Source organism: Acinetobacter sp. ANC 3882 (assembly GCF_022549545.1).
GTDB lineage: Bacteria > Pseudomonadota > Gammaproteobacteria > Pseudomonadales > Moraxellaceae > Acinetobacter.
Genome location: NZ_JAKZGB010000002.1, coordinates 58,330 through 81,579 on the forward strand (window position 1 = coordinate 58,330; position 23,250 = coordinate 81,579).

General features: G+C 40.2%; 25 protein-coding genes. 12 read left to right on the forward strand and 13 right to left on the reverse strand.

Annotation, left to right across the window (positions count from 1 at the left end):
• Window positions 1-11 precede the first annotated feature (11 nt).
• From nusB to MMO42_RS05415, 4 genes are all read right to left on the reverse strand, one after another.
• Window positions 12-461: a transcription antitermination factor NusB gene (gene nusB / locus MMO42_RS05400; protein ID WP_004803459.1), complete on the reverse strand. Its 450-nt coding sequence runs from the start codon at window positions 459-461 to the stop codon at window positions 12-14.
• A 3-nt stretch (window positions 462-464) separates the two neighbouring features.
• On the reverse strand, window positions 465-935 hold the full coding sequence (gene ribE, locus MMO42_RS05405; protein ID WP_004803462.1) for a 6,7-dimethyl-8-ribityllumazine synthase: 471 nt from the start codon (window positions 933-935) through the stop codon (window positions 465-467).
• A gap of 11 nt (window positions 936-946) precedes the next feature.
• Window positions 947-2,068 (reverse strand): bifunctional 3,4-dihydroxy-2-butanone-4-phosphate synthase/GTP cyclohydrolase II, encoded by a 1,122-nt coding sequence (gene ribBA, locus MMO42_RS05410; protein ID WP_005147838.1) that lies wholly within the window; start codon window positions 2,066-2,068, stop codon window positions 947-949.
• A gap of 284 nt (window positions 2,069-2,352) precedes the next feature.
• Window positions 2,353-3,648 (reverse strand): hypothetical protein, encoded by a 1,296-nt coding sequence (locus tag MMO42_RS05415; RefSeq protein ID WP_241319636.1) that lies wholly within the window; start codon window positions 3,646-3,648, stop codon window positions 2,353-2,355.
• A 61-nt stretch (window positions 3,649-3,709) separates the two neighbouring features.
• Between MMO42_RS05415 and serB the strand changes: the two genes are divergently transcribed.
• The 3 genes from serB to MMO42_RS05430 all read left to right on the forward strand — a co-directional run bounded on the left by serB (window position 3,710) and on the right by MMO42_RS05430 (window position 6,300).
• Complete coding sequence (gene serB / locus MMO42_RS05420; protein WP_004803468.1) at window positions 3,710-4,930, forward strand: phosphoserine phosphatase SerB; 1,221 nt, start codon at window positions 3,710-3,712, stop codon at window positions 4,928-4,930.
• Window positions 4,931-5,336: 406 nt separating this feature from the next.
• A complete protein-coding gene (gene aciT / locus MMO42_RS05425; RefSeq protein ID WP_004803470.1) occupies window positions 5,337-5,672 on the forward strand; it encodes a ciprofloxacin tolerance protein AciT in 336 nt (111 codons plus the stop codon).
• A 148-nt stretch (window positions 5,673-5,820) separates the two neighbouring features.
• Window positions 5,821-6,300 carry a hypothetical protein gene (locus tag MMO42_RS05430; protein WP_005147825.1) on the forward strand — a complete coding sequence of 160 codons (480 nt, stop codon included), beginning with the start codon at window positions 5,821-5,823 and terminating at the stop codon, window positions 6,298-6,300.
• 50 nt (window positions 6,301-6,350) lie between these two features.
• Here the strand turns inward: MMO42_RS05430 and dtd are convergent, their stop codons facing one another.
• Window positions 6,351-6,791: a D-aminoacyl-tRNA deacylase gene (dtd, locus tag MMO42_RS05435; RefSeq protein WP_241319637.1), complete on the reverse strand. Its 441-nt coding sequence runs from the start codon at window positions 6,789-6,791 to the stop codon at window positions 6,351-6,353.
• 196 nt (window positions 6,792-6,987) lie between these two features.
• Here dtd and MMO42_RS05440 point away from each other — a divergent pair, with 196 nt between their 5' ends.
• The 6 genes from MMO42_RS05440 to MMO42_RS05465 all read left to right on the forward strand — a co-directional run bounded on the left by MMO42_RS05440 (window position 6,988) and on the right by MMO42_RS05465 (window position 13,790).
• Window positions 6,988-8,511: a catalase gene (locus MMO42_RS05440; RefSeq protein WP_241319638.1), complete on the forward strand. Its 1,524-nt coding sequence runs from the start codon at window positions 6,988-6,990 to the stop codon at window positions 8,509-8,511.
• A gap of 127 nt (window positions 8,512-8,638) precedes the next feature.
• Entirely contained in the window at window positions 8,639-9,124 is a 486-nt protein-coding gene (locus tag MMO42_RS05445; protein WP_241319639.1) for an ankyrin repeat domain-containing protein, read from the forward strand.
• Between the two features lie 140 nt (window positions 9,125-9,264).
• Window positions 9,265-10,470 (forward strand): nicotinate phosphoribosyltransferase, encoded by a 1,206-nt coding sequence (gene pncB, locus MMO42_RS05450; protein WP_241319640.1) that lies wholly within the window; start codon window positions 9,265-9,267, stop codon window positions 10,468-10,470.
• A gap of 368 nt (window positions 10,471-10,838) precedes the next feature.
• Window positions 10,839-11,687 carry a rhodanese-like domain-containing protein gene (locus tag MMO42_RS05455; RefSeq protein ID WP_241319641.1) on the forward strand — a complete coding sequence of 283 codons (849 nt, stop codon included), beginning with the start codon at window positions 10,839-10,841 and terminating at the stop codon, window positions 11,685-11,687.
• Complete coding sequence (gene asd / locus MMO42_RS05460; protein ID WP_241319642.1) at window positions 11,684-12,535, forward strand: archaetidylserine decarboxylase; 852 nt, start codon at window positions 11,684-11,686, stop codon at window positions 12,533-12,535. The genes MMO42_RS05455 and asd overlap by 4 nt, the downstream gene beginning before the upstream one ends.
• Window positions 12,536-12,893: 358 nt before the next feature.
• Window positions 12,894-13,790, forward strand: a complete 897-nt coding sequence (locus MMO42_RS05465) for a LysR family transcriptional regulator (RefSeq protein ID WP_241319643.1) — start codon at window positions 12,894-12,896, stop codon at window positions 13,788-13,790.
• On the opposite strand, the gene MMO42_RS05470 is transcribed toward MMO42_RS05465, so the two are convergent.
• Window positions 13,771-14,376: a LysE family translocator gene (locus MMO42_RS05470; RefSeq protein ID WP_241319644.1), complete on the reverse strand. Its 606-nt coding sequence runs from the start codon at window positions 14,374-14,376 to the stop codon at window positions 13,771-13,773. The genes MMO42_RS05465 and MMO42_RS05470 overlap by 20 nt on opposite strands.
• 206 nt (window positions 14,377-14,582) lie before the next feature.
• On the opposite strand from MMO42_RS05470, the gene MMO42_RS05475 reads away from it, so the two are divergent.
• Window positions 14,583-15,392, forward strand: coding sequence for a PhzF family phenazine biosynthesis protein (locus tag MMO42_RS05475; protein ID WP_241319645.1), 810 nt, complete (start codon window positions 14,583-14,585; stop codon window positions 15,390-15,392).
• Window positions 15,393-15,630: 238 nt separating this feature from the next.
• Here MMO42_RS05475 and MMO42_RS05480 read toward each other — a convergent pair whose 3' ends face one another.
• Complete coding sequence (locus MMO42_RS05480; RefSeq protein ID WP_241319646.1) at window positions 15,631-16,548, reverse strand: LysR family transcriptional regulator; 918 nt, start codon at window positions 16,546-16,548, stop codon at window positions 15,631-15,633.
• A gap of 96 nt (window positions 16,549-16,644) precedes the next feature.
• On the opposite strand from MMO42_RS05480, the gene MMO42_RS18200 reads away from it, so the two are divergent.
• On the forward strand, window positions 16,645-16,770 hold the full coding sequence (locus MMO42_RS18200) for a hypothetical protein (protein WP_277603276.1): 126 nt from the start codon (window positions 16,645-16,647) through the stop codon (window positions 16,768-16,770).
• Window positions 16,771-17,172: 402 nt separating this feature from the next.
• On the opposite strand, the gene MMO42_RS05485 is transcribed toward MMO42_RS18200, so the two are convergent.
• Together MMO42_RS05485 and MMO42_RS05490 are read right to left on the reverse strand one after the other, a co-directional pair.
• A complete protein-coding gene (locus MMO42_RS05485; protein ID WP_016542258.1) occupies window positions 17,173-17,514 on the reverse strand; it encodes a DHCW motif cupin fold protein in 342 nt (113 codons plus the stop codon).
• Between the two features lie 430 nt (window positions 17,515-17,944).
• Window positions 17,945-18,838, reverse strand: a complete 894-nt coding sequence (locus MMO42_RS05490) for a LysR family transcriptional regulator (RefSeq protein WP_241319647.1) — start codon at window positions 18,836-18,838, stop codon at window positions 17,945-17,947.
• A 94-nt stretch (window positions 18,839-18,932) separates the two neighbouring features.
• Between MMO42_RS05490 and MMO42_RS05495 the strand changes: the two genes are divergently transcribed.
• Window positions 18,933-19,385, forward strand: coding sequence for a PACE efflux transporter (locus MMO42_RS05495; protein ID WP_241319648.1), 453 nt, complete (start codon window positions 18,933-18,935; stop codon window positions 19,383-19,385).
• Window positions 19,386-19,483: 98 nt separating this feature from the next.
• Here MMO42_RS05495 and MMO42_RS05500 read toward each other — a convergent pair whose 3' ends face one another.
• From MMO42_RS05500 to MMO42_RS05515, 4 genes are all read right to left on the reverse strand, one after another.
• Window positions 19,484-19,951, reverse strand: a complete 468-nt coding sequence (locus tag MMO42_RS05500; protein WP_241319649.1) for a DUF2147 domain-containing protein — start codon at window positions 19,949-19,951, stop codon at window positions 19,484-19,486.
• Window positions 19,952-20,054: 103 nt separating this feature from the next.
• The gene (phoR, locus tag MMO42_RS05505; protein WP_241319650.1) at window positions 20,055-21,413 is read right to left on the reverse strand and encodes a phosphate regulon sensor histidine kinase PhoR; all 1,359 of its coding nucleotides are present in this window, start codon (window positions 21,411-21,413) and stop codon (window positions 20,055-20,057) included.
• Between the two features lie 9 nt (window positions 21,414-21,422).
• Entirely contained in the window at window positions 21,423-22,133 is a 711-nt protein-coding gene (gene phoB, locus MMO42_RS05510) for a phosphate regulon transcriptional regulator PhoB (RefSeq protein WP_005147788.1), read from the reverse strand.
• 251 nt (window positions 22,134-22,384) lie between these two features.
• Entirely contained in the window at window positions 22,385-23,062 is a 678-nt protein-coding gene (locus MMO42_RS05515) for a TetR/AcrR family transcriptional regulator (RefSeq protein ID WP_241319651.1), read from the reverse strand.
• Window positions 23,063-23,250: the final 188 nt, after the last annotated feature.

A 23,250-nucleotide genomic window follows, 5' to 3' on the forward strand; every position in this document is an offset into this window, starting at 1 on the left:
CATCAAGCCTATTATTTTGCTTGTTGTTTTTCAGCTTCACGAAGCTTTGATGAAAGACGGTCTAATACACCATTGATGTATTTATGACTATCTGCGCCACCAAAGTGTTTAGCTAGCTCAATCGCTTCATCAAGTACAACACGGTACGGAACTTCGAGATGATCTCGTAATTCATAAGCACCCAGTCGTAAGGTTGCAAGTTCGACACCATCAAGTGCACTTAATTCACGATCAAGCACAGGAATGAGTAACTCATCTAAAGCTTCATGTTGAGCAATCACTTGAGTGAGTAATTCATGGTAATAGTTAAGGTCAACTTTGTGCATGGCATTTTCTACACGCGTACGTGCTTCAATTTCATGTACTGGGTTCTGACTCATTTGCCATTCATAAATCCCTTGTACAGCAAAACGACGTGCTTTGCGTTTCGCTGCATAAGCGGCCTGAAGTGTTTGCGACATGCTTTAAATTGCCTTTAATAAGTTAACCATTTCGATTGCAGTCAATGCAGCTTCGCTACCTTTATTTCCTGCTTTCGTACCCGAACGTTCGATTGCTTGTTCAATGCTGTCTGTAGTCAATACACCATTGATTACAGGCATTGTGCTTTCAAGAGCAACCACACCTAAGCCTTTCGCACATTCACCTGCAACAAAGTCAAAGTGAGGTGTGCTGCCACGAATGACTGCACCTAATGCAATGATGGCATCAAATTTATTTGAAGCTGCTAATTTTTTCGCAACAATTGGCAGTTCCCATGCACCTGGTGCATGAATAACAGTAATCGCTTCTTCTGCAACGCCATGGCGTTTTAGAGTGTCGATTGCGCCTTCAAGTAAATGTTCAACAACGAAGCTGTTGAAACGACCCACTAAGATCGCATAACGACCTTCGCTTGCGAGATGTAATAAACCTTCAATTCGGCGAATTGCCATAGCAACCTCGATTATTTTGCTGTGATTTGATCGGCAGTGATGTATTCCACTACCTCTAAATTGAATCCAGATAAAGCATTGAAACGAAGTGGAGAACTCAACAACTTCATTTTCTCAACACCTAAATCCCGTAAAATCTGTGCGCCCACACCAATGGTTTGATATTGATGAGACAGTGCTGCATTGGATTTGAGTGGTTTTGGCTGATTTAGACTCTGCAATGCAGGACCAAGATCTTCCAATTGGCCTTGACCAATCCATACCAATACACCGCGATCACTTGCAGCAATAGTTTGCATGGCAAGGTCTAAGTTCCACGCAGGAGAACCGTCAGCTTTATTGAGTTTTAATAAATCGCGGATCGGGCTGAAACCATGAACACGTACTGTCGTAATACCTTGTTTCGGTTCACCTTTAACTAAGGCAACATGAATATCAGGATTGCCGATTTCACGATACTTATACAGTTCAAAAGTGCCGTATTCGGTCTCAATGGTTTCTTGAGACAAACGTTCAACAGTTTGCTCATTGGTCATGCGGTAATGGATCAGATCTGCAATCGTACCAATTTTTAAGCCGTGTTTTTCTGCAAACACTTCTAAATCAGGGCGACGCGCCATGGTGCCATCATCATTGATGATTTCACAGATCACTGAGGCTGGCTCTAGACCTGCTAAGCGGGTGAGGTCACAACCTGCTTCGGTATGACCTGCACGGTGTAAAACACCACCTGGTTGTGCCATTAACGGGAAAATATGACCTGGTTGTACGATATCACTTGGTTTGGCATGTGCTGCAACCGCAGTACGAATGGTATGTGCGCGTTCAGCTGCTGAAATACCTGTACTGATGCCTTCTGCCGCTTCAATCGAAAGCGTGAAGTTGGTTGCGTGCTGCGCGCCGTTCTGATCAACCATCAATGGAAGGTTGAGTTGTTTACAGCGGTCGCGACTGAGTGTCAGGCAGACCAAGCCACGTGCATGTGTAATCATGAAGTTAATATCTTCAGGGCGAACATGTGTTGCAGCGATGACTAAGTCACCTTCATTTTCACGATCTTCATCATCCATTAGGATGACCATTTTGCCTGCACGAATATCTGCAACAAGCTCTTCAACATGACTCAGCGGCATTCGCTTTCACCTTTTATCTTGCCTTTGTTAGGCACTAGTATTCGATAAATCTGGCATAGTTTACCGCATTTAAAAAAATTTCGCCTGTGCTTCTTTATCAATAAAAAAGAGAGGACCAGCAAATTATAAGACCACACTTTATCCTGACCAGCTTTGCTGCTTTACAAGACGGTGTGATGCTATTGTCAGCTTTCTATCTGCGGGCTAAATAAAAAAACACAAGGCTTTGTTGGAGACAAAGCCTTGTGTTTAGGATGACCGAGTTACCGCAGCCGAAGTACTATTTATTCAAGCTCTGTCGATGCTTTGGCTTTTTTACCCATTAAAATTTCAGTACGCAGCGTTTGAGCAACGGTTGCACATTGTTCGTTCATACCATTAATCATAAAAGCATGACGGGTCATGATATTACTTGGATTTGGCATAGCCACTAATTCATAACTGTTTTGAATGCTTTTGAGCTGCTCATGATTTAAATGCAAAGCGGCTTCTTTGGCATGTAAATGCTGTGCCAAGCGTTTTGCTGCTTCAACTGCATCTAACTGCATGGCGTCGACTGCACTTGCAACTGCACCACGGGTTTGTAAGGCAAAACGTTTATCTTCACGATAACGTTTATACAGTACATCGGCCAATAACTGGAAAACAGCACCGACCATCATTAAGCATTCAAGGGCATGACTGTTTTCAGATGTCGTTGCTAAGCTTGCACCATCTGCATTGAATTCTTGAACCACCTGAATTTGAGCCGCATCAATCTGGTAATGCTTGGCACAGAGCGCAATACTTTTATCTAAAAATAATTGGCATAGTTTGAAATAAGGCACGGAAACAGATTGGTTCACGCTACTCAATAATTGTTTAGGATCATAAAACTGAATATTGAGCGCCAGAGCTTGATCGTCCAGTGATACGGATTCAACGGGATTTTTTTCAACACGCGGTTTGGCTTGCGCTTTTGCCTGCTGTTGTGCCTGAGCAACCAAAGTCACGGCATTTTGTTTTTCAAGTGCAAGGGCTTGGGTCAAACGTTGAATCTCATGCTTGAGATGATTTTCTTGATTGATACGCGCCAAGTATTCGCTGCGTGTTGGGCGTGCGATGGCACGATAGGCTAACCAAATCAGCCCATGGATGAACAGTGAAACTAAAATCGCTAACCACTGAGTCCGCAAAATCTCACCGATACTCGGCTGGATAAGGGTAATTTCAACCGTACCGACTTTCTTTTCATTTTGTAGTGCATCACGAACGAACACTTCACCTTGGCGGGTTTTGGCCATGCCACTGGTTGCAAGCACTTGTTTATTCGCATCGAGAATACGAATGGATGCAACACTCGGATTGGTTGCATAACGATTCGCCACCAATGCCAGCGAAACGGTATTGGCGGGTTCCAACTCAGCAAGACTATCTGCCACTAACTGACTGGTCATCAGTTGTCCTTGGCTAGCGCGATTTTCATTGAGTTGATGTGTCGTTGCAATCACCAATAAAAAGGTATGCAATGCAAAACTTACGATCAGTAGGCTAGCAAATAGCCCTTGGCGAGGCGCATTCAAGTTAAATTTCCAAGGCAAATAGATTCATGGGTTATGTTATGATTCTTACAATAGTTGTCGCTCAACCACGAGTCAATTCATGCGAGAAATCATTCTTATATCCTTTCTAGGACCAGATCAACCGAATCAGTTTACTCGATTAATGCAGGTACTATCCGTACATTCTTTGCAAATACTCGATGTGGGGCAGGCAGTTATCCATAATCAACTGACCCTTGGGATCGTTGTTGCATCGGATAATGAGACTGCAACTGCATTAGCAATGAAAGAGATTTTGATTTTAGCACATGATATTGGCTTAACTGTGCGATTTAAACCAATCTCCAACGCAGAATATGATCAATGGGTGAGTGAAGGCGGCCGAACTCGCTATATCGTAACTGCGCTTGCACCTGAACTTACCGCTGCACACCTGCAAGCCGTGACTAAAATTGTGTCAAGTCAGGGCTTTAATATTGAAACAGTTACCCGTTTATCGGGACGTTTAGATCTCGATGCAGAAAGCCAATTTCCACGTCGTGCCTGTGTGCAGTTTGGTCTAAGTGGGCAAATGTTGGATGCGCAAGCGATGCGTGCTGCTTGTTTGAGTTTGTCGGGTGAGCTCAATATTGATGTGGCGGTGCAAGAAGACAATGCTTACCGTCGTAATCGTCGACTGGTTTGCTTTGATATGGACTCTACCTTGATTGAGCAAGAGGTCATTGACGAACTGGCATTAGAAGCCGGTGTTGGTGCTCAAGTTGCTGAAATTACGGAACGTGCCATGTTGGGTGAACTTGATTTCCAACAAAGTTTTCGCGCACGTGTGGCGTTATTAAAAGGTTTGGATGCTTCGGTATTACCGAAAATTGCAGAACGTTTGACGGTCACCGAAGGGGCAGAGCGTTTAATTTCAACCTTGAAAGCTTTAGGTTATAAAACGGCAATTTTATCAGGTGGTTTCCAGTACTTTGCTGAGTACTTACAAGCAAAACTTGGGATTGATGAAGTGCATGCCAATATTCTTGATGTTGAAGATGGCTTTGTCACTGGTGAAGTGAAAGGTGCCATTGTTGATGGTGCCCGTAAAGCAGAATTACTGCGTCAATTGGCTGAAAAAATGGGAATTTCACTAGAGCAGGCGATGGCTGTTGGTGATGGTGCCAATGACTTACCGATGCTTTCAATTGCAGGTTTAGGTGTTGCATTCCGTGCCAAACCGTTGGTCCGCCAAAATGCCAATCAAGCCATTTCAAGTGTTGGTTTAGATGGTGTGCTGTACTTGTTGGGTATGCACGATAAGGATTTAAACCGCGCTTAGCCCAAAGTTTATAGGATTTAAATAAGGTCGCTTTTACTGCGGCCTTATTCATTTTTTGAGCGTCATTTATTCGTCATAATTATGTCTAAATGTATAGAAAAACAACGATAAAAAAATTCTGAAAAAAGTTTTTTTGCAGCAAAAAAGCGGCATAGTTTTTTGTAATGACACGCTGTAATCGATGCTATATGGACATTCAAGACTTTTATATGTTTTAAAAATGTAATGACAAAAGCATATTGCGACAGCTTGTGTCGTAAGGTTAATTTCAGGCTCTTTTTTTCTAAAAAAAACGCTCCATAATGCATAAAGACGTTAATGCAACACGAAGTACTGTTAGAGATTACAGAACAATATAGAGGTCTGAATATAAATACAGGCCACCCCTTTTAAGACGGAGGTTTCTATGGAAGCAGCGAATTTCACCATGTGGGTTGGATTTGGCTTAATCGCTGTCGCAGTTATTGCTGTTTTCTTTTCTCCTTATCGTCGTTGGTTAGGTTTTATGTTGGCGGGTATGCTGTGCTGGGGACTGTTAGAAGTGGTGCGCTTTGGTGCGCAAACCATATTCGAGATGTCCGTCGCCTATAGTTATTTGACCGCGTTAAGCCTTGCGATGATAACGGTTACATTTATCCTTTTACGTGAAGACAAACAAGCACAAAAACAGCTGGCAAATCGTCAGTATATTGAACATACCCCTGTATATAAGGACGATCAGCAGCAATGTTCTAGCAGATAAATGATAATAATTTGAACAACATCAAAGGCATGCTCAGCATGCCTTTTTTGTACTAATTTTCTGCAACAAAGCTTTTACAGACCTAGATACAATTGTGCTAGGATACGGTTGTCTTAATTTTCATCATAATACTGTAGGCATAAATGTCATGAAGCTTTCTTCTTTACCTGTGGTTAAGTTACCTATCGTTGATGTAAGCACTGATCCACTTGATTTATTGGTGGCAGGTTTGGCGTTACGTATGAAGCAATTGGCACGTACGAGCCCAAAGTTTATTGAATTGGTTCATGATCGTGAATTCCGTATTCAGATTGGTACAGATTTAGGTTTGGCACGTCAGATCATTGTGAACCGTGGCAAGATCGAGACAGTGGCGGGTAGCCCAGAAAAAGCTGATTTTATTTTACAATTTGCCTCGAGTGAGCAAGGGGTAAAAACGTTGGTAAAAGGCGACCCAACAGCATTCATGACAGGTATGCAAGATGGCAGCATCAAAATGGAAGGCGACTTTAGCCTGTTAGTTTGGTTTAACCAAGCAGCGAAGTTGATTCCACCTAAAGTGCCAAAACCGGTCAAAGAAAAAATTCGTCAAGCACGTGCGTTTATTAAAGAAAAAACTGGCAAATAATCAGCTGGCAATAAAAAACTCCCAAATCGGGAGTTTTTTATTGCTTAGAATTATTCGATCTCTAAATTAAAGGTGACGGGTCCATCATTGATTAAATGGACTTTCATGTCCGCTGCAAAAATCCCAGTTTGCACATGCTCAAATTGTTGTTGTGCGTAGGCAACCAATTGTTCATACAGTTCTTTAGCTTCTGCAGGCGGCATGGCGGGTCCAAAGTCAGGACGTAAGCCTTTCTGGGTGTGTGCCATTAAAGTAAATTGAGAGACCAATAAAATCCCACCCTTGGCTTGGCTGACATTCCAGCCCATTTTGCCTTGTTCATCATCAAAAATACGATACTTCAAAATCTTATCAATCAGCTTTTGGCCTTTCTCTAAGGTGTCTTCCTTACCGAGACCTAGAAAGACCAATAAGCCTTGTTGAATTTTACCAGTGGTTTGCCCCTCAACCACAACTTTGGCTTCGAGGACACGTTGAATTAATGCGCGCATAAAAATGAAGATCGGTATTGAATCAGGGCAGCAGTCTAACAGATTTGCTCGTTTAGCATCGACCTCAGCAAGGAAGTTGATTGGCTTTGATCTTATTTTTCGATTCATTTTATTAAAATTATCTTTTTTATCTATCTATAGAATCTTTGTATAGTCGCTGTGCAGGAAAGGTATTTTGATTTTTGGATTGAACAGCATGTTTAAGCGAACTTTTTTATTTACAATTATGGCAGCAACGCTCAACACAGCGTATGCAGCACCTTTAACAAAAGACAATGGTGCACCAGTTGGTGACAACCAAAACTCCATGACGGCTGGGGCAAACGGTGCAACCTTGTTGCAAGACGTCCAGTTGATTCAAAAATTACAACGTTTTGGCCGTGAACGCATTCCAGAGCGTGTTGTACATGCCCGTGGTACAGGGGTATATGGTGACTTCGTTGCCACCAAAGACCTCTCTGATTTAACGGTTGCTTCCATGTTTAAAGCAGGTACCACAACACCTGTTTTTGTTCGATTTTCAACGGTGATTCATCCTAAAGGTTCACCTGAAACTGCACGTGATCCACATGGTTTTGCGGTAAAGTTCTATACACAGCAAGGCAATTGGGACTTGGTGGGGAATAATCTACCCGTGTTCTTTATTCGTGATGCAATCAAGTTTCCTGATTTTGTCCATGCGATGAAGCCGGATCCAGTTACCAATGTTCAAGATCCAAACCGAATTTTTGATTTTTTAAAGACTCAGCCTTGGTCAATCAATATGTTGACCTATGTCTATTCAAACTTGGGCACACCTGAAAGCTATCGTACTCTGGATGGTTTTGGTGTCCATGCTTTCAAGCTCTATAACGACAAGGGTGAGTATAAGTACATCAAATTTAACTGGCGTTCGAAACAAGGGGTCAAAGGCCTAAATCTAGATCAGGTTCGCGAAGTACAAGGGCGTGACTGGAATCATTTGACCAATGACATGTATAAAAATGTCTATGCAGGCAATTATCCAAAATGGGATTTGTATATTCAGGTACTAGATCCAAAAGACTTGGATAAATTTGATTTTAATCCATTAGATGCGACCAAAATCTGGCCGAATGATCTGGTGCCAGAAACGAAGGTCGGAACGTTGACCCTCAATCGTATGCCGAAAAACTTCTTCCAGGAAACCGAGCAATCTGCTTTTGCACCTGGCAATTTAATTCCTGGGATTGAACCCTCAGAAGACCGTCTGCTGCAAGGTCGTATTTTCTCTTATTCAGATACACAGTTGTATCGTTTAGGAGCGAACCATCAACAGATTCCAGTGAATCGTCCTCGTGTTGCGGTGAATAACAATAATCAGGAAGGCTTTATGAACATGGGACAAACGGAGTCTCATGTGAATTATGAGCCAAGTACGATTGAACCAAAGCCATCTTCTGAGATTGCCAGAGCTGTACAAACACCTTTGCAGGGTACAGTGATGCAGCACGCGATTCAGAAACAGCAGCCATTTAAACAGGCTGGTGGTTTATATCGTAGTTATTCAGCATTGGAAAAGAATGACCTGATTCGTAACCTTACGGCTGACTTAGGCGCAGTCAAAGATATCGAAACCAAAACCATTATGGTGTCTTACTTTTATAAGGCGGATGCTGATTATGGAACGCGTCTTGCTAAAGTACTAAGCGTGAATCTGAGGAATGTACAAAGCAAAGCAGCTCAACTGAAAGACGAATAAAACGTTTTGTTGATGTGGTAACAGGTGCCTGAATGTTACCCCCAGAAAGTCCTGTAACCTCAATAGCCTTTCCTGCAACTAGGGCGAGTGTTACAGGCACTCATTTCAGATTTTTAAGGATATTGCCATGCTCCATTTACGCTCGGTATTTTTTGTCATCAGTATGATCTGTAGCAATTTCTTGGTTTCGGTTCATGCGACAACACCATCTGAACAGAGCAATGGTTCTGAAGAAGTAGTTGAGCTGTTTTTCTCCGCGGCTAAAGTGGGTAATGTCGAGGTCTTGCAAGAGTTTTTAAAATATGGATTTCCGATTGATATTCAAGATCATTCTGGTTATAGCGCATTGATGATGGCGAGTTATTATGGGCAGAAAGACGCCGTAAAAATATTGCTACAGCATCATGCGAATCGTTGCCTTCGGGATAAACGGGGGCATACTGCACTGATGGGGGCGATTGTGAAAGCCGAGTGGAGCATTGCCAAACAGTTGCGTCAGGTGGATTGCGACATCTATGCGGAAAAAACGGGACAGCTCACCGCAGAACAATTCGCGATTCAGTTTGGACAACAGCAACGTTTAAAAGAGATTCAACCTTCGCCATCGAAATAAGCTTGTCTCTGTTTAAATGTTTGAATTTAAAAAGACTCTAAAAAAGAATATTGAGAAGGAAATATCCATCGTCGTAGACAGACTCATTTCTGCGTAAAAGTATGCTTTAATGCTTAAACGAGAATAGATCCAAGTCAGTCATGTCTACACCAATTATTCAATCATTACTTGATACCGACTTATATAAATTCACCATGTTACAGGTGGTGTTACATCAGTTTCCGCAAACGCATAGTGTTTATTTATTCCGCTGTCGTAATTTAGAAGATACAGTCTATCCGTTGGTTGAAATTTTGGATGATTTGAATCAGCAGCTGGATTTGCTGTGTGAACTGCGCTTTGCGGAAGATGAATTACAATACTTACGTTCATTGCGTTTTATCAAAAGTGATTTTGTTGATTACCTTGAATTATTTCAGCTGAAGCGTCGTTTTATTCAAGCCAGTATCGATGAGGCAGGACGTTTAGATATCCGCATTGAAGGCCCAATGGTGCAGGCGATGATGTTTGAGATTTTTGTCTTGGCAATCGTCAATGAACTGTATTTCCGCCGTATCCGTAATGATGATGTCTGGGTAGAAGGCGAGTGCCGATTACAACAGAAGCTGGTGCAACTGCAACAATATGAACAAGAACAACTAAAAAATGATCCGCCTTTCTTGGTTTCAGATTTTGGTACACGCCGTCGCTATAGTTTTGAGTGGCAAAAACATGTAGTACAAGCATTTCATGCCGCTGCGCCAAAAGTATTTCGAGGTACCAGTAATGTGCTATTGGCGAAGCAATTGGGAATTAGCCCGATTGGTACCATGGCACATGAATTCTTACAGGCTTTTCAAGCACTTGATGTGCGTTTGCGTAATTTTCAAAAAGCAGCCCTTGAGGCATGGGTTCAAGAGTATCGGGGAGATTTAGGGATTGCTTTGACCGATGTGGTCGGTATGGATGCCTTCTTGCGTGACTTTGATTTGTATTTTGCCAAATTATTCGATGGGTTACGTCATGACAGTGGTGACCCATATGAGTGGGGTGATAAGGCTTATGCGCATTATCGCAAACTCAAGATTGATACCAAGACCAAGATGTTGACCTTTAGTGATGGTCTGAATTTAGAAAAAGCATGGTTATTGCATCAGTATTTTAAAGATCGTTTCCAAGTGAGTTTTGGGATTGGCACCAATTTGACCAATGATATGGGGCAGAAACCATTGAATATTGTGTTGAAATTGGTGGAGTGTAATCGTCAATCCGTGGCGAAGATTTCGGATAGTCCGGGTAAGACCATGACTGATAATGATACGTTCTTGGCTTATTTGCGTCAGGTGTTTGATATTGAAGAAGCATAATGATTCTTGCATAACTCAAAATCTCGCACAGGTGTGAAATAGCTCAAAACCCACAAGCGGTTTGTATAGACACTCTTTACTTTTGAAAGATCAAAAGTAACAAAAATCTTTTGTTGAACTGACGGCACATCCTTGATGCCGCAGTTCAACGGGCGGCATCCATGCCGCCTTAGCACCAGTAATTTTTTCAGAGAAAGCAATATGGCTTAACTTCTGCGATGATCAGCAAGTTCTTAATTTTTGATCCTTCCTAGTTTAGCTTTACGCTATATCTCCTTTTCTGCTAAACGAATGCAAAAAATCAGACAAAGATAAAAAGTCGGCTATGTTAATATCATCCCCAATGCGGATGATAAAACAGCATAACGATGACTGACGTAGATTTTAAACTGGGTTTACTGATTGAGCCTGAACAACTTGTTCCTTATTTGGGTAGTGAGTTGATTCGTATTGTCGATTTAAGCCGAGCTTCGGTATATGAACAACTGCATATTCCCCATGCGATTCATTTACAGCCTAAATACTTGGTTGCACAACAAGAACAAGCCAATGGGGTGTTGCCGGATTTATCTGGTTTACAGACTTTAATCGAGAAGTTAAATATTTCACCTCAACATCATGTCGTGGTTTATGACGATGAAGGTGGGGCGTGGGCTGGACGCTTAATCTGGAATTTACATTGTCTTGGTTTTAACCGCACCAGTTTGATTAATGGCGGGATACATGGTTGGTTGGGCGCAGGTTTGCCAACTACAGCTGAAGTCGATCCAGTAAAATCTGTTGCTGATCTTTTTCAGATTGATTTAGACACTGTGCAGCAGCATCGTATTGAATATCATGAATTGTTACAACATGTCGAACAAGACAATATTCAGCTCTGGGATTGCCGTACCAATGAGGAATATACGGGCTTACGCTTGGCTGCGCGACGCGGCGGTCACATCCCAAATGCACTGCATTTTGAATGGAGTACTGCCCTAAACCGTGAAAATCATCTAAAATTACACCCGCTTGAACGCACACAACAACGTTTAGAACAATTAGGCTTTAATTTACAACAACCTGTGGTGGTGTACTGTCAGTCTCATCACCGTTCTGGCTTGGCGTATATTTTGGCAAGATTGCTCAACTGGCAAGTTAGGGCCTACGATGGTGCGTGGAGTGAATGGGGCAATCGCCTCGATAGTCCTATTATTTCAGGGGAGTCACCGTCTTGAGTTTTGCAGCAGATTTAAAAAAACAACTCTTTATCAAAGCACAGAATCTTGTGCCGCAACATCAATTGAGCCGTGTAGTTGGTAAGGTTGCCGCAAGTGAAAATCTTTTGGTAAAAACTGCTGTTATTCAAGCGTTCAAAGCAAAATACGGAATTGATATGAGCATTGCTGAACAAAGCAATGCACAACAATATAAATCATTTAATGAGTTTTTTACCCGTGCATTAAAAGATGGTGTACGTGGTATCGATGAGCAAGCGGATAGTATCGTGTGTCCTGCGGATGGTGCGATTTCACAGCTCGGTAAAATTGAAGCAGGTGATATTTTCCAAGCCAAAGGCCAAAGCTTTTCAGTTGAAAAATTAATTGGAGATCCGCAACTGGCAAAACCATTCCAAGATGGCCAATTTGCGACCGTTTATTTATCACCAAAAGATTATCACCGTGTACATATGCCTTTGGCAGGTACTTTGACTGAAACTTTATATATTCCGGGTGAGTTGTTCTCAGTTAATCAAACCACAGCTGAAAATGTACCAGGTTTGTTTGCACGTAATGAGCGTATGGTGTGTTTATTTGATACTGAACTCGGTCGTATGGCGGTGGTTTTAGTTGGGGCAATGATTGTGGCTGGTATTGAAACTGTTGCTACAGGCAAAGTAAAACCATCTGGCAAAGTTGAATTACAACATCATCAAATGAAATTGGATAAAGGCGCAGAATTAGGTCGCTTCTATTTAGGTTCAACTGCTGTGGTTTTATTTGAAAAAGATAAAATGATCTGGGAAGAACAGTTTAAAGCCAATTCAACTGTAGTCATGGGTGAGCGTTTAGGTCACTCGGTTTAAGTTTACAAAATGATCTTAAAAAGCCCCGAAGTTGGGGCTTTTTATTTATAGACAAAATCTTATATATTTGTTTAGCTCAAAATATTTTTAGATAATTTAAGATAAAGGTAGATAATAATGAAATTTTTAATACCACAATTTTCTTTTTTTGAATTATCGGGATTTTAACTTTTGGAACAATAGTCAGTAATTACTTTTTAGATCGACCACTGATCAATATAACTATTTTTATGATGTATTGTGTTTTTGCTGGGGCATTATCAAGTTTAAATTTTTATCTACGTTATAAAAGCAATGTAGTAATTTCCGATTAACTTCGATCCTTGTTTATGAATTTCTCTTTTATAGATCAAAAAATATGATTGAAGATATAAGATATTTAATTATTTTTGCGAAAATTGCCGAGTTTGGATCAATTTCTAAAGGCGCTAAAGCCTTAGGATTATCTGTTGCGACTGTGAGTTTACATCTAACTAAACTAGAAAAAAATTTAGAGTGTGCTTTATTTTATAGAAATACAAGGAAAATGACCTTAACACACGATGGTCAGAAGCTTCTAGATACGGCTCAGGCCATGTTAGTAACGTATGAATCAGGAATTTTAGATTTTAAGCAACGTTCTATTATTAAAAAAACACAGCTTCATATCTCGATCCCTGCGGTCTTTATTCATGGAGAGTTTATGCAATGTATCACGGCATTCTGTGATCAATATAAAGATCTGACTTTACATATTACTTGCGATGATAGCCGGACAGATCTCATTGCTGAAAATGTCGATATTGCTTTTCGAATTGGCGAGCTTCCAGATAGTTCTTTTAAAGCCCGCTATCTATTTTCTCTCGCTCGAAGTATCGTTGCAACTCCCTATTTTTTAAGCCAATATAAAAAAATTACTCATCCCAAAGATTTGGTGGATATGAAGTGGATAGGATTGAGTATGAGAAAAAACAATAGGATTTTGAGGCATGTCGGAACAAAAGAAGAAGTGGAGATTTCTTATCAGCCATATATCTATGTGAATAATGTTGAAGCATCTTATCAACTGGTAAAATTGGGTTCAGGATTGGCTGCACCTCCTGATTATTTAATGCAAGAAGATATTGAGCAACAGAATATTGTGGAAGTTTTACCAGAGTGGAAACTTGAACCTTTGAGTGTATATGCGGTTTGGCCTGCCAATATTCCAATCAATGGTATTGCGCATGACTTAATTGAAAAAATATATGAATCCTTTAACCCCAAAATAGTTTAATCAGCATATAGATCGATAACATAATTAAAGATCCTCCCATTACAGTATTCATGACTTTTATCTGACGTGGGTGAGTTAATACTTTGGCTAATGTTTGTCCAGAAACCCCCCACAGAATTAAACAGATGTAGCAAGTAATAAAGTAAATCACAATAAATAGAAGCAATGGATGATAACTTAGGGGCGAAGAAAATAAAGAGATACCAGAGAGACAGGCAATCCATGCTTTGGGATTAAGCCATTGTAAGAGAAATCCATCCATAAAGTTAGTAAGAGAAATATTGTTTGAGATATCAACGCTTGGTGTTGAAAAGATAATCTTTTGACCAATATAGAAAATAAATAAAATGCCGATACATTCGATTAATGTGAAGAAAAAAGGATAGTGATTAATTATTTGGTTAAAACCAAAACCTAAGAATATTAATAACAGCGTAAAGCCAATTGTTGCTCCTGAGATAAAGGGAAATGTTTTTCTAAAACCATGAATTAAACTTGATGAGAGAATGGTGATGTTGATTGGCCCAGGGGAAATGGACATGCTGAACGAGAAAATAAACATACTTAAAATAATCGAGAGTTGCATTATTTTGGTCTTTTTGAAATTAATCTTAAAATAAGATAATACAGTGTAGTTTAAATAAGATTAGTCAGGTTCTATCAAAAGCAGATTTTGATTTTTTAGGGGTTAAAGCTAAAAGATAGTAAGGAATGCATTTTATTTATCAAAAATTTACATTATGAGTTTTGTTGATTGAGTATCGTATTGAAAAATTATAGTCGTAGCAGAAAATGAAAATTTACCAAGTCGATGCATTTAGTGATCAACTCTTTAAAGGAAATCCAGCTGCGGTTGTGTTGTTAGAGCAGTGGCTAGATGAGCGTGTAATGCAGAATATTGCATTAGAAAATAATTTGTCTGAGACCAGTTTTGCAAGAAAAATTGATGATCAAAATTATGAAATTAAATGGTTTTCACCTGTCAAAGAAGTACAGTTTTGTGGTTACGGCACGCTAGCGACCAGTTTTATTATTTTTAAAAATCAACCTGAAATTGAATCGTTAGTATTTCATGTGGCGAACTTGGGTGAGTTTTTTATTAGTCGCAGTGAAAAAGGCAGGATTAAAATGAATTTTCCTGTACAGATTCCTCATCGATTAGAGGTGATTCCTCAAGCATTAAAAGAGAGCTTGTCTCAAGAAGTTACTGAGGTATATATCAATCCTCAGGCCTATATTGTGATCTATCCAAATACAGCGGCGGTTTTAGATGAGCAACCGAACTTTGATTTGATTAAAAAACTCGGTGGACGACGTGTCGCAATTACTAGTTTAAATGATGCCACAGATGAAAGAATGAGCGAGTTCGATATCATTTCTCGCTACTTTACGCCTTCAATGGGAATAGATGAAGATCCTGTGACAGGTTCGCTGCACACCTCATTAATACCACTTTGGCAACCTCGACTTAAAAAAGAAAATATCGTTGCTTATCAGGCCTCAAAACGAGGTGGTGTGCTTTATTGCAAATTACTTGAAGATGACAGAATTGAAATCTCAGGCGAGTGCCGCTTATATCTAGAAGGTGAAATTTTCATTTAACTTATAAACTAAAAAACCATGTACGTTTTTGCTTACATCGATTAGGGGTAATGTCCCATTTTCAGGCTCATTGGAATTGCCTAATATGAACTCATCAGGAACAGGAAGTTCCAGAACATAAAACAAAAATGATAAGTTTATGCATCAGGATGTGAGATATGACAGGAGTTGTATCTAGTGAAAGGAATACGAAAAAGCCCGACTTGGATGTCGGGCTTTTTTCATTTTGAGCTAAAACTCAGTAATTTCTTAAGTTCGTCTGCTTGGCACTGTAATAGGCATGAATAGCCTCTGCGCAGCTGTTGATAATGGGGTCATCATCCTTTTTCCAGATGAGTTTCACTTCGCTGAGTGTATTTTCATCTTGAAGAGGAATGAGTCGGACATTACTGGGGAGGATGACCTTAAATTCTTCAGGCACGATACAAATTCCAAAACCATTGGCAACCAGTTCAAGTTGAGATCTTTTTCTTGAATAGATTCTGGTTCTTTTTGGACTAAAGCCGTTGACCAAACATAAATTGGCGGCCAAATAGCTCAAACCACCACGTGCTTTATGCGGCACAGAAACAAAGTTCAATGACTCCAATTCACGAATCGATATACTTTCTTTTTCACTTAAAAATGGGTCTGAAATATGTGCAGCAACATATAAAGGGGCGGTATATAAACTGATGGCATTCACGTCATTTAAGTTGTGATAAATCGGTGGTCGGATAAAGCCCAGATCAATCGTGCCATTCAATAAATATTCGAGTTGTAACTCAGATGATAAGGTATTCATTTCAATATCAATGGTATGGCTATCACATAACTGCTCAAAGATTTCGAGTTTGTTTTGATCAAGTACAATACTACTGGAATGGGCAATCTTAATAATCCGACCTTCACCCCGACTAATACTTTGGGCACTGACAATGGAACTTTTTAAATGATCAATATTGGTTTTTAAACTTTTATACAGTGCTTCACCTGCAGGTGTTAGTCTAATTTTCTTCTCTGAACGATCAAAAATTTCAAAACCTATTTCTTCTTCTAAATTTTTAATTTGTCTGCTGAGTGCTGATTGGGCAATAAATAGCTTTTCTGAAGCGGCAATAAAGCCCCCAGTTTCCACAATCGTAATTAGATAATTGAATTGTTTGAATGTCCACATATCTCAAAATTAGATCAGTGCTTGTTTTTTCTATATTAGATTAGATGGAAGAAATCTTATACCTTTTTTATAGGTTCTTGATTCAGGTGACTGAAGATGATGATGAAAAACAAAATTTTGACCTTGATTGCTGCTGTAGTGATTTGTTTACTGGCTCAAAGCTATGATCAGTATATGGGTGTGATGATGAAAGAGCAGACTATTGATTTATTGGGAGATTGATAAGTTTTCCGTACCCAGTTCCATATAATCACTGACTTTTTAAAGGGTGATAAAGCTCGGTAATGTACGATTTTTCTTACAAGGATTAGAGGTAATGTCCCATTTTCAGACCCAGTGGAATTGCCTAATATGAACTCATCAGGAACAGGAAGTTCCAAAACATAAAACAAGAATGATAAGTTTCAGCATCAGGACGTGAGGTATGATAGGAGTTGTACCTAGTGAAAGGAATACGAAAAAGCTCGACTCGAATGTCGGGCTTTTTTATTGCAAATCTAATAAGTGGCTGAGTGCGTTGGCTTGCTGTTTTATAACCAACAGATTGTAGTGAATAGGTGTATCACTAAACCTGAGGTTTAAGATTGAATATTATGTATTTTACTTTAGCCACATAATGTTAATTTAATCAACAATGAGTAATTTCGCTCCATTCAAGCTGAAGGATTGGTGTGGTTCGGCATGATCACCAACTTGATAGCTCATTCCCTGAGTTAAAATAAACGTCCTTCCATCTTTTAATCTGCTTTCAAGTTCACCTTCTAAACAAAATAGAATATGTCCTTTTTCGCACCAATGGTCAGCTAAGTAATTAGCTGAGTATTCTACAATTCTTACTCTAATTCTATTTTCTTCTTCACCAAAGTATTGTGTTTTCCAATAAGCATTTCCAGTTTCTCCGCGGTATTCTACTGTTTCTATTTTATCCCAGTTAGTCACTTGAAATGGAAAAGGGAAAATATTCATATACTGTTCCAAAACTTTAGATTTATTCTAAAAATATAGATAAATTTAGTTTTTGCAATACTCTTATTTAAGCGAAGAGCTGTGATGCGAAGGAATATTAATTAAAAAATTTAAATTCACTACTTATTTAGACCATATTAAGAAAACTACAAAAGCCATTGATTTAAAATAAGATAGATTCTTTATGAATGGTTTAGATATTTCTTGTCAGATTTTTAAACATAAATCATGTACGATTTTTCTTACAAGGATTAGAGGCAATGTCCCATTTTCAGACCCAGTGGAATTGCCTAATATGGACTTATCAGGAACAGGAAGTTCCAAAACATAAAACAAGAATGATAAGTTTCAGCATCAGGACGTGAGGTATGACAGGAGTTGTACCTAGTGAAAGGAATACGAAAAAGCCCGACTTGGATGTCGGGCTTTTTTATTTGATGTCGATTTGCTTTTGCCACAATTCAATCAACAACTGCATCGATTTGCTCAATGGTTTATAGCTCGGCCAAATGACATGAATCGGCATATCCAGTCCGTTGGTGGTATCGAGGAAAGCTAAGCGCACCAGCCGTTGTTTAGCAAAATGTTCTTGTACAACTGAAAGGGGAAAATTACCCCAGCCTAGTCCTTGCTCAACCATATCAATCGCCATTGATAAACTATCGCTATACCAGCAGGAATCCGACACCAGTACCCGACTGTCAGGCAGTGGATAATGCTTACTGGCCACAATAATTTGTCTGAGTTCAGACAGCATAGTGAGTTCATTTTTATTATGCGCTTTAAGTTGCAGTGCATCTTTGGGGGAAACGGCTGCAACAAATTGCTCCATCCGAAGTAAGCGGAAGCGTTCATTGCTATCCAGTTGCGATGAGCTATAGGCGATATACAGATCGATTTCGTTATTGTGCAAGCGTGTTTTGAGTTCTTGTTGTGGGGCGCTGACCATCTCAATATTGAGTAGTGGATAATGCTGAATTAACTGTTCAATGCCCGCGAATAGAAATTTCTGGTTCACATCGGCAGCGATACCAATCGAGAGACTGGTCTCCAATCCTGTTGAAAGCTCGGTCAGATGCATTTCAAGTTGACGCAGTTTCGTTACGATCAGTCGAGCATGCGGTTCGATCGAGAGTGCCACCTCGGTTGGGGCGAGATGATTTTTGCTGCGTTCAAATAATTTTAAATTCAATTCTGCTTCTAAGTTTGCTATCGCCATACTCACGGCTGAAGGCACCCGATTTAAGGCACGTGCTGCCGCAGAGAAATTACCACGATCAATAATTTCAAGAATCAGTTCTAACTGTTCACTACTGAGTTTCATGGGAAATCCCTTGTCAGTAAATCTGATGACGATTGACTTTTTTTATCAAAATTTGAGCGTAAAATCCACTCATTATTGATTTTAAGGTGTGGTTATGCAAGGAACCAAGAGAAGAGTCACGTATGTATTTTTCTATGAAGTTTTAAGCTTTTTTATCTGTGCGATGGTATTAGCCGTACTTTCGGGTACAACCATTAGCCATACAGGGCCTTTATCGATTTTGATTGCAGTCATCGCAGTCACTGTAAATTTCTTTTATAACTATGCATTCGAAATGTGGGAAAAAACCCAAGTTTCCAAAAAACGAACTGTACTCAGACGTATAGCGCATGCCATTGGCTTTCAAATTGTCTTGGTGACGATTTTGATTCCCTTGATTGCATGGTGGATGCAGATTAGTTTGCTTAAAGCCTTCTTACTCGATTTCAGTTTGATGGTGCTGATCCCATGTTATACGTTTGTTTATAATTATTTTTTCGATCATATTTTTGGTTTGCCGAGCCATTTGCTTGAACCCACAGCGCTGAATGCTAAAAACAGTGTTTGATAGCGGACAGCTTGATTGAATCGATAAAAAAGAGTGTATGTGAATACACTCTTTTTTACGTGATTTTTAATTTATTTTTATCAATGAAATCGACCTATTTAAAGTCGAATCCAAGTCATATTGCGAAAGCTATTATTACTTGGATTTTTTGCATTGATGCTGAGCATTTTGCCAGTCTTACTTAAGCGCGCATTCAAGCTGTACTTATTGCCATCATAGGGATTGATCCATACACCTTGCCCAAATTCTTCATTTTGGCTTAGCATTTTCAGACCTGTTAATACTTCCATTCCGATAATGGGTTGATTCTTTAACGTCCCTGAGCATGCAGTACATACGGTCGGGGCGGCCTCCTTCGCTGAAGGATACATTTTAACAATCACTGCACTGTATTGTTCGGTCGCAGAATGTCTTCGAATCACAATATCAGAGAGATAAGTGCCAGTGCGTTCATCCACCACTTTCCAGGTACCAATCAGGGGATCAGTCGGTGCAGCGTGAATAGCCAAAGGCGCGCTCAGTCCAAGTAATAGGACACAAGCGCGGAAAAAAGGTGTATGAGTCATGAGAGGTACATCAAAAATATGGAAATTAAACAACAGCTTATTTTATTGTTTTAGTGGAATAATCACATCATATTTTAGGGAACTTGGCAGTTCCCTATCTTTTTTAAATCATGCGATATAAGCGTTCTTTCGGGAATACTGCGGTGAAGGTTGAACCTTCATTTTCTTTAGAGGTGATTTCCAAATGTGCGCCGTGTTGCATGAGTACATGCTTCACAATGGCCAGTCCTAGTCCTGTACCGCCAGTTTGACGGCTACGTGCGCTATCGACACGGTAGAAACGCTCGGTTAAGCGTGGCAAATGTTTAGGATTAATCCCGATACCATTGTCCTGTACGGTAAAGTAAGCATGGTCACCGTCTTCATGCCAGCCAATGGTAATGATGCCGCCAGCAGGGGTGTACTTAATTGCATTGGTAATTAAGTTACTGAATGCACTGGCAATTTCGATGTCGGAACCAATCAGGTCGCAATGACTATCAATATCTAAGTTTAAAGTATGACCATAATCCAGATTGTAGGCTCGCGCATCGTCAAAGATTTGATTCATCAAATTTGCCATATCAATGATCTGATTTTTTGCGACTTTTTTATTATTTTCTAAATTGGACAATAACAATAGATCGTTGACCAAAGCATTCATACGCTTGGTTTGTGACTGCATTTGCGTGAATGCACGTTTCCAACGCGGGGTAATATCATCTTGATCAATAAAGGTTTCGATATAGCCGCTGAGTACGGTGAGTGGGGTGCGTAGCTCATGGGAAATATTATCGACAAAGTCTTTACGCATTTGTTCGAGGTTATGTACGCGAGTGGTATCATAGGCTACGAGCAAACGGCTTTCACCACCAAAACGGGTAAGTTTGACTTGTACATAACGTTCTTCATCCATCTGGGCTTGTAGACGGATGCCATCTGGCGATTGATCGCTATGGTTAAAATATTCGATAAAACTGGGTTGGCGCAAAATTGAAAGTAAATTGCGGCCACGATCCAAGGGGCTTATGCCTAACAGTTTCTCGGCTGCAGGATTCCACCATTCGATTTGATGTTGATCATCAATTAAAACAACGGCTTCCGCCAGCGCCACCAAAGAGGATTGTGCACGGTCAATCAAGCCAACCATTTCGGCTTGAACAATACGTTCCTGACGTTGCGCACGGTAGACATTGAACAGCAACGCGCCCCAAATCCCGTTTAAATTCGGTGGGACATCATAAGGGCGGTTTGAAATCCATTCATTGACCAGATAAAGCGAGCGGAGCTGTAGCAAGAAAAACAGCACAAAGGCAACAAATATACAGCTCCAGAAGTATCCAACCCCAAATCCGACTAAGCTTGCAATCAATAAGAAAAAAAGTAACAGTCTTAAATCTTGTTTTGCAAAGGTCCATAAACTGCTGTAGCGAAAACGTTGGTGTTCACGTGCCAGTTCAGGGACGGGATAAGGTTCATACATAAAGGATTTTTAACCTACTGCTAAATCTGCTCGTGTCGAGAAACGATAACCTGTGCCACGAACGGTTTGTACAAAACGATCGACACCAAATGGCTCTAACACTTTGCGTAAACGACGGATGTGTACGTCAATGGTACGGTCTTCGATATAGACATTGCCACCCCATACTTGGTCCAGTAATTGAGCACGTGTATAGGCACGTTCTGGGTGAGTCATAAAGAAGGCCAGTAAACGATATTCAGTTGGACCCATCTCTAAAATACTGTTGCCAAAGCTGACACGCTGACTGACAGGATCAAGCATTAAACCATTGGCATCAATCACTTTTTCACCGCTAAGTGCATTGGCACGACGTAAAACGGCTTTGATACGAGACACCAGTTCACGGGTTGAAAATGGCTTGGTCATGTAATCATCTGCACCGGCATCAAGACCCTGTACTTTATGGTCTTCTTCGCCACGGGCTGTCAGCATAATGACAGGAATTTCTGCCAAGTTTTCATCACGTTTGAGGCGACGGCATAAGTCTACACCACTCACACCACCTGGAAGCATCCAATCCAGCAAAATAAGAGCAGGACGCTGGTCGACAATAATCTGATGCGCTTGTTTGGCATCCTCTGCTTGTAAACATTGGAAGCCTGCCATATCCAAAGAGGTATGGATCATTTCGCGGATCGGTAGCTCATCATCAACAATTAAAATATAGTCATCTTTCACAGCGCAATACCCTTAAATTCCGTAACGGTTTAACCGTTTTGTTGTTATGACAGGCTTATTACAAAGATTAATTATGACAATATCATTGCAAAAGAGTTAATAAAGTCGAATTTAGCAATAAATTGTGACAATTGTGGGGCAGAGCAGTGACCAAATGATGACAAATTTTTTATCAAGAAAGCAAATGAATTCATTTGCTTAACTGAATTGTAGTTTAACAGCTTTGTTTGTCACAAAACTGTAAAACGATTTTAATTTTTTTGCGATGTCGTTTGGATAAATGACAAAAAGACGGCACAGCAGGCTGATAAAACATCTTCTAAGGGCTGTTTGAAGCCTTCTGAGACCCAACGGATAATAATATGTGTCACATAGCCATTTAAGCCTGTCGCCATCAGGGAAACTTCTTCTGTACTTTGTGGCGCATTGGGCATGGTGATCATTACAAAGCCTTGAATAATACGATCAAATTGGGTCAAGGTTTCTTGAATGGTGGCTTGATTATGCAGGTCTTGAACCAGCATTGCATCGATATAAATAATTCGCGCCATACGTGGATCGTCTTTAATCGCACTCAACAAAGCCGACAAACCTGCGGTCACCATATTTTTGGGTTCAGGCGCGGCCATCAGAACGGCTTGGGTTAAGCAGGTTTGCATTTTTTCAATCATTTTTAAGAATACAGTTTGGAATAATTCCTCGCTTTTCTTAAAAGATTCATAAAAGTAGCGTTCAGTCAGCTTGGCTTCATTACAGACGTCTTTCACCGTCACAGAGAAAAAGCCATGCGTGCCGTAGGTTGCAATACCTGCTTCAATCAATTTCTCACGACGTGCTTCTTTACGCTCAGTCAAAGAGAGGCCTTTGAACTGTCGCTCTTTCACTTCAGTCTTCTTTTTCTTCTGTGTTGCTTGATCTTGAGTTGCCATTGAGAAAACCGTTCCCTAAAAGTCTTTAAATCGTGTGCTTAATCTTTGCATTTCAACCATGTTGTACTGACTTAGCATAACCATATTTTGAAAATATGCCTTGTCTCTTTTAAACATCTTCGGTCATAAATGTAAATAGGCCTATTATGACATGTCGGATGTTGGTTATTGCCATTTGTCTTAAATTA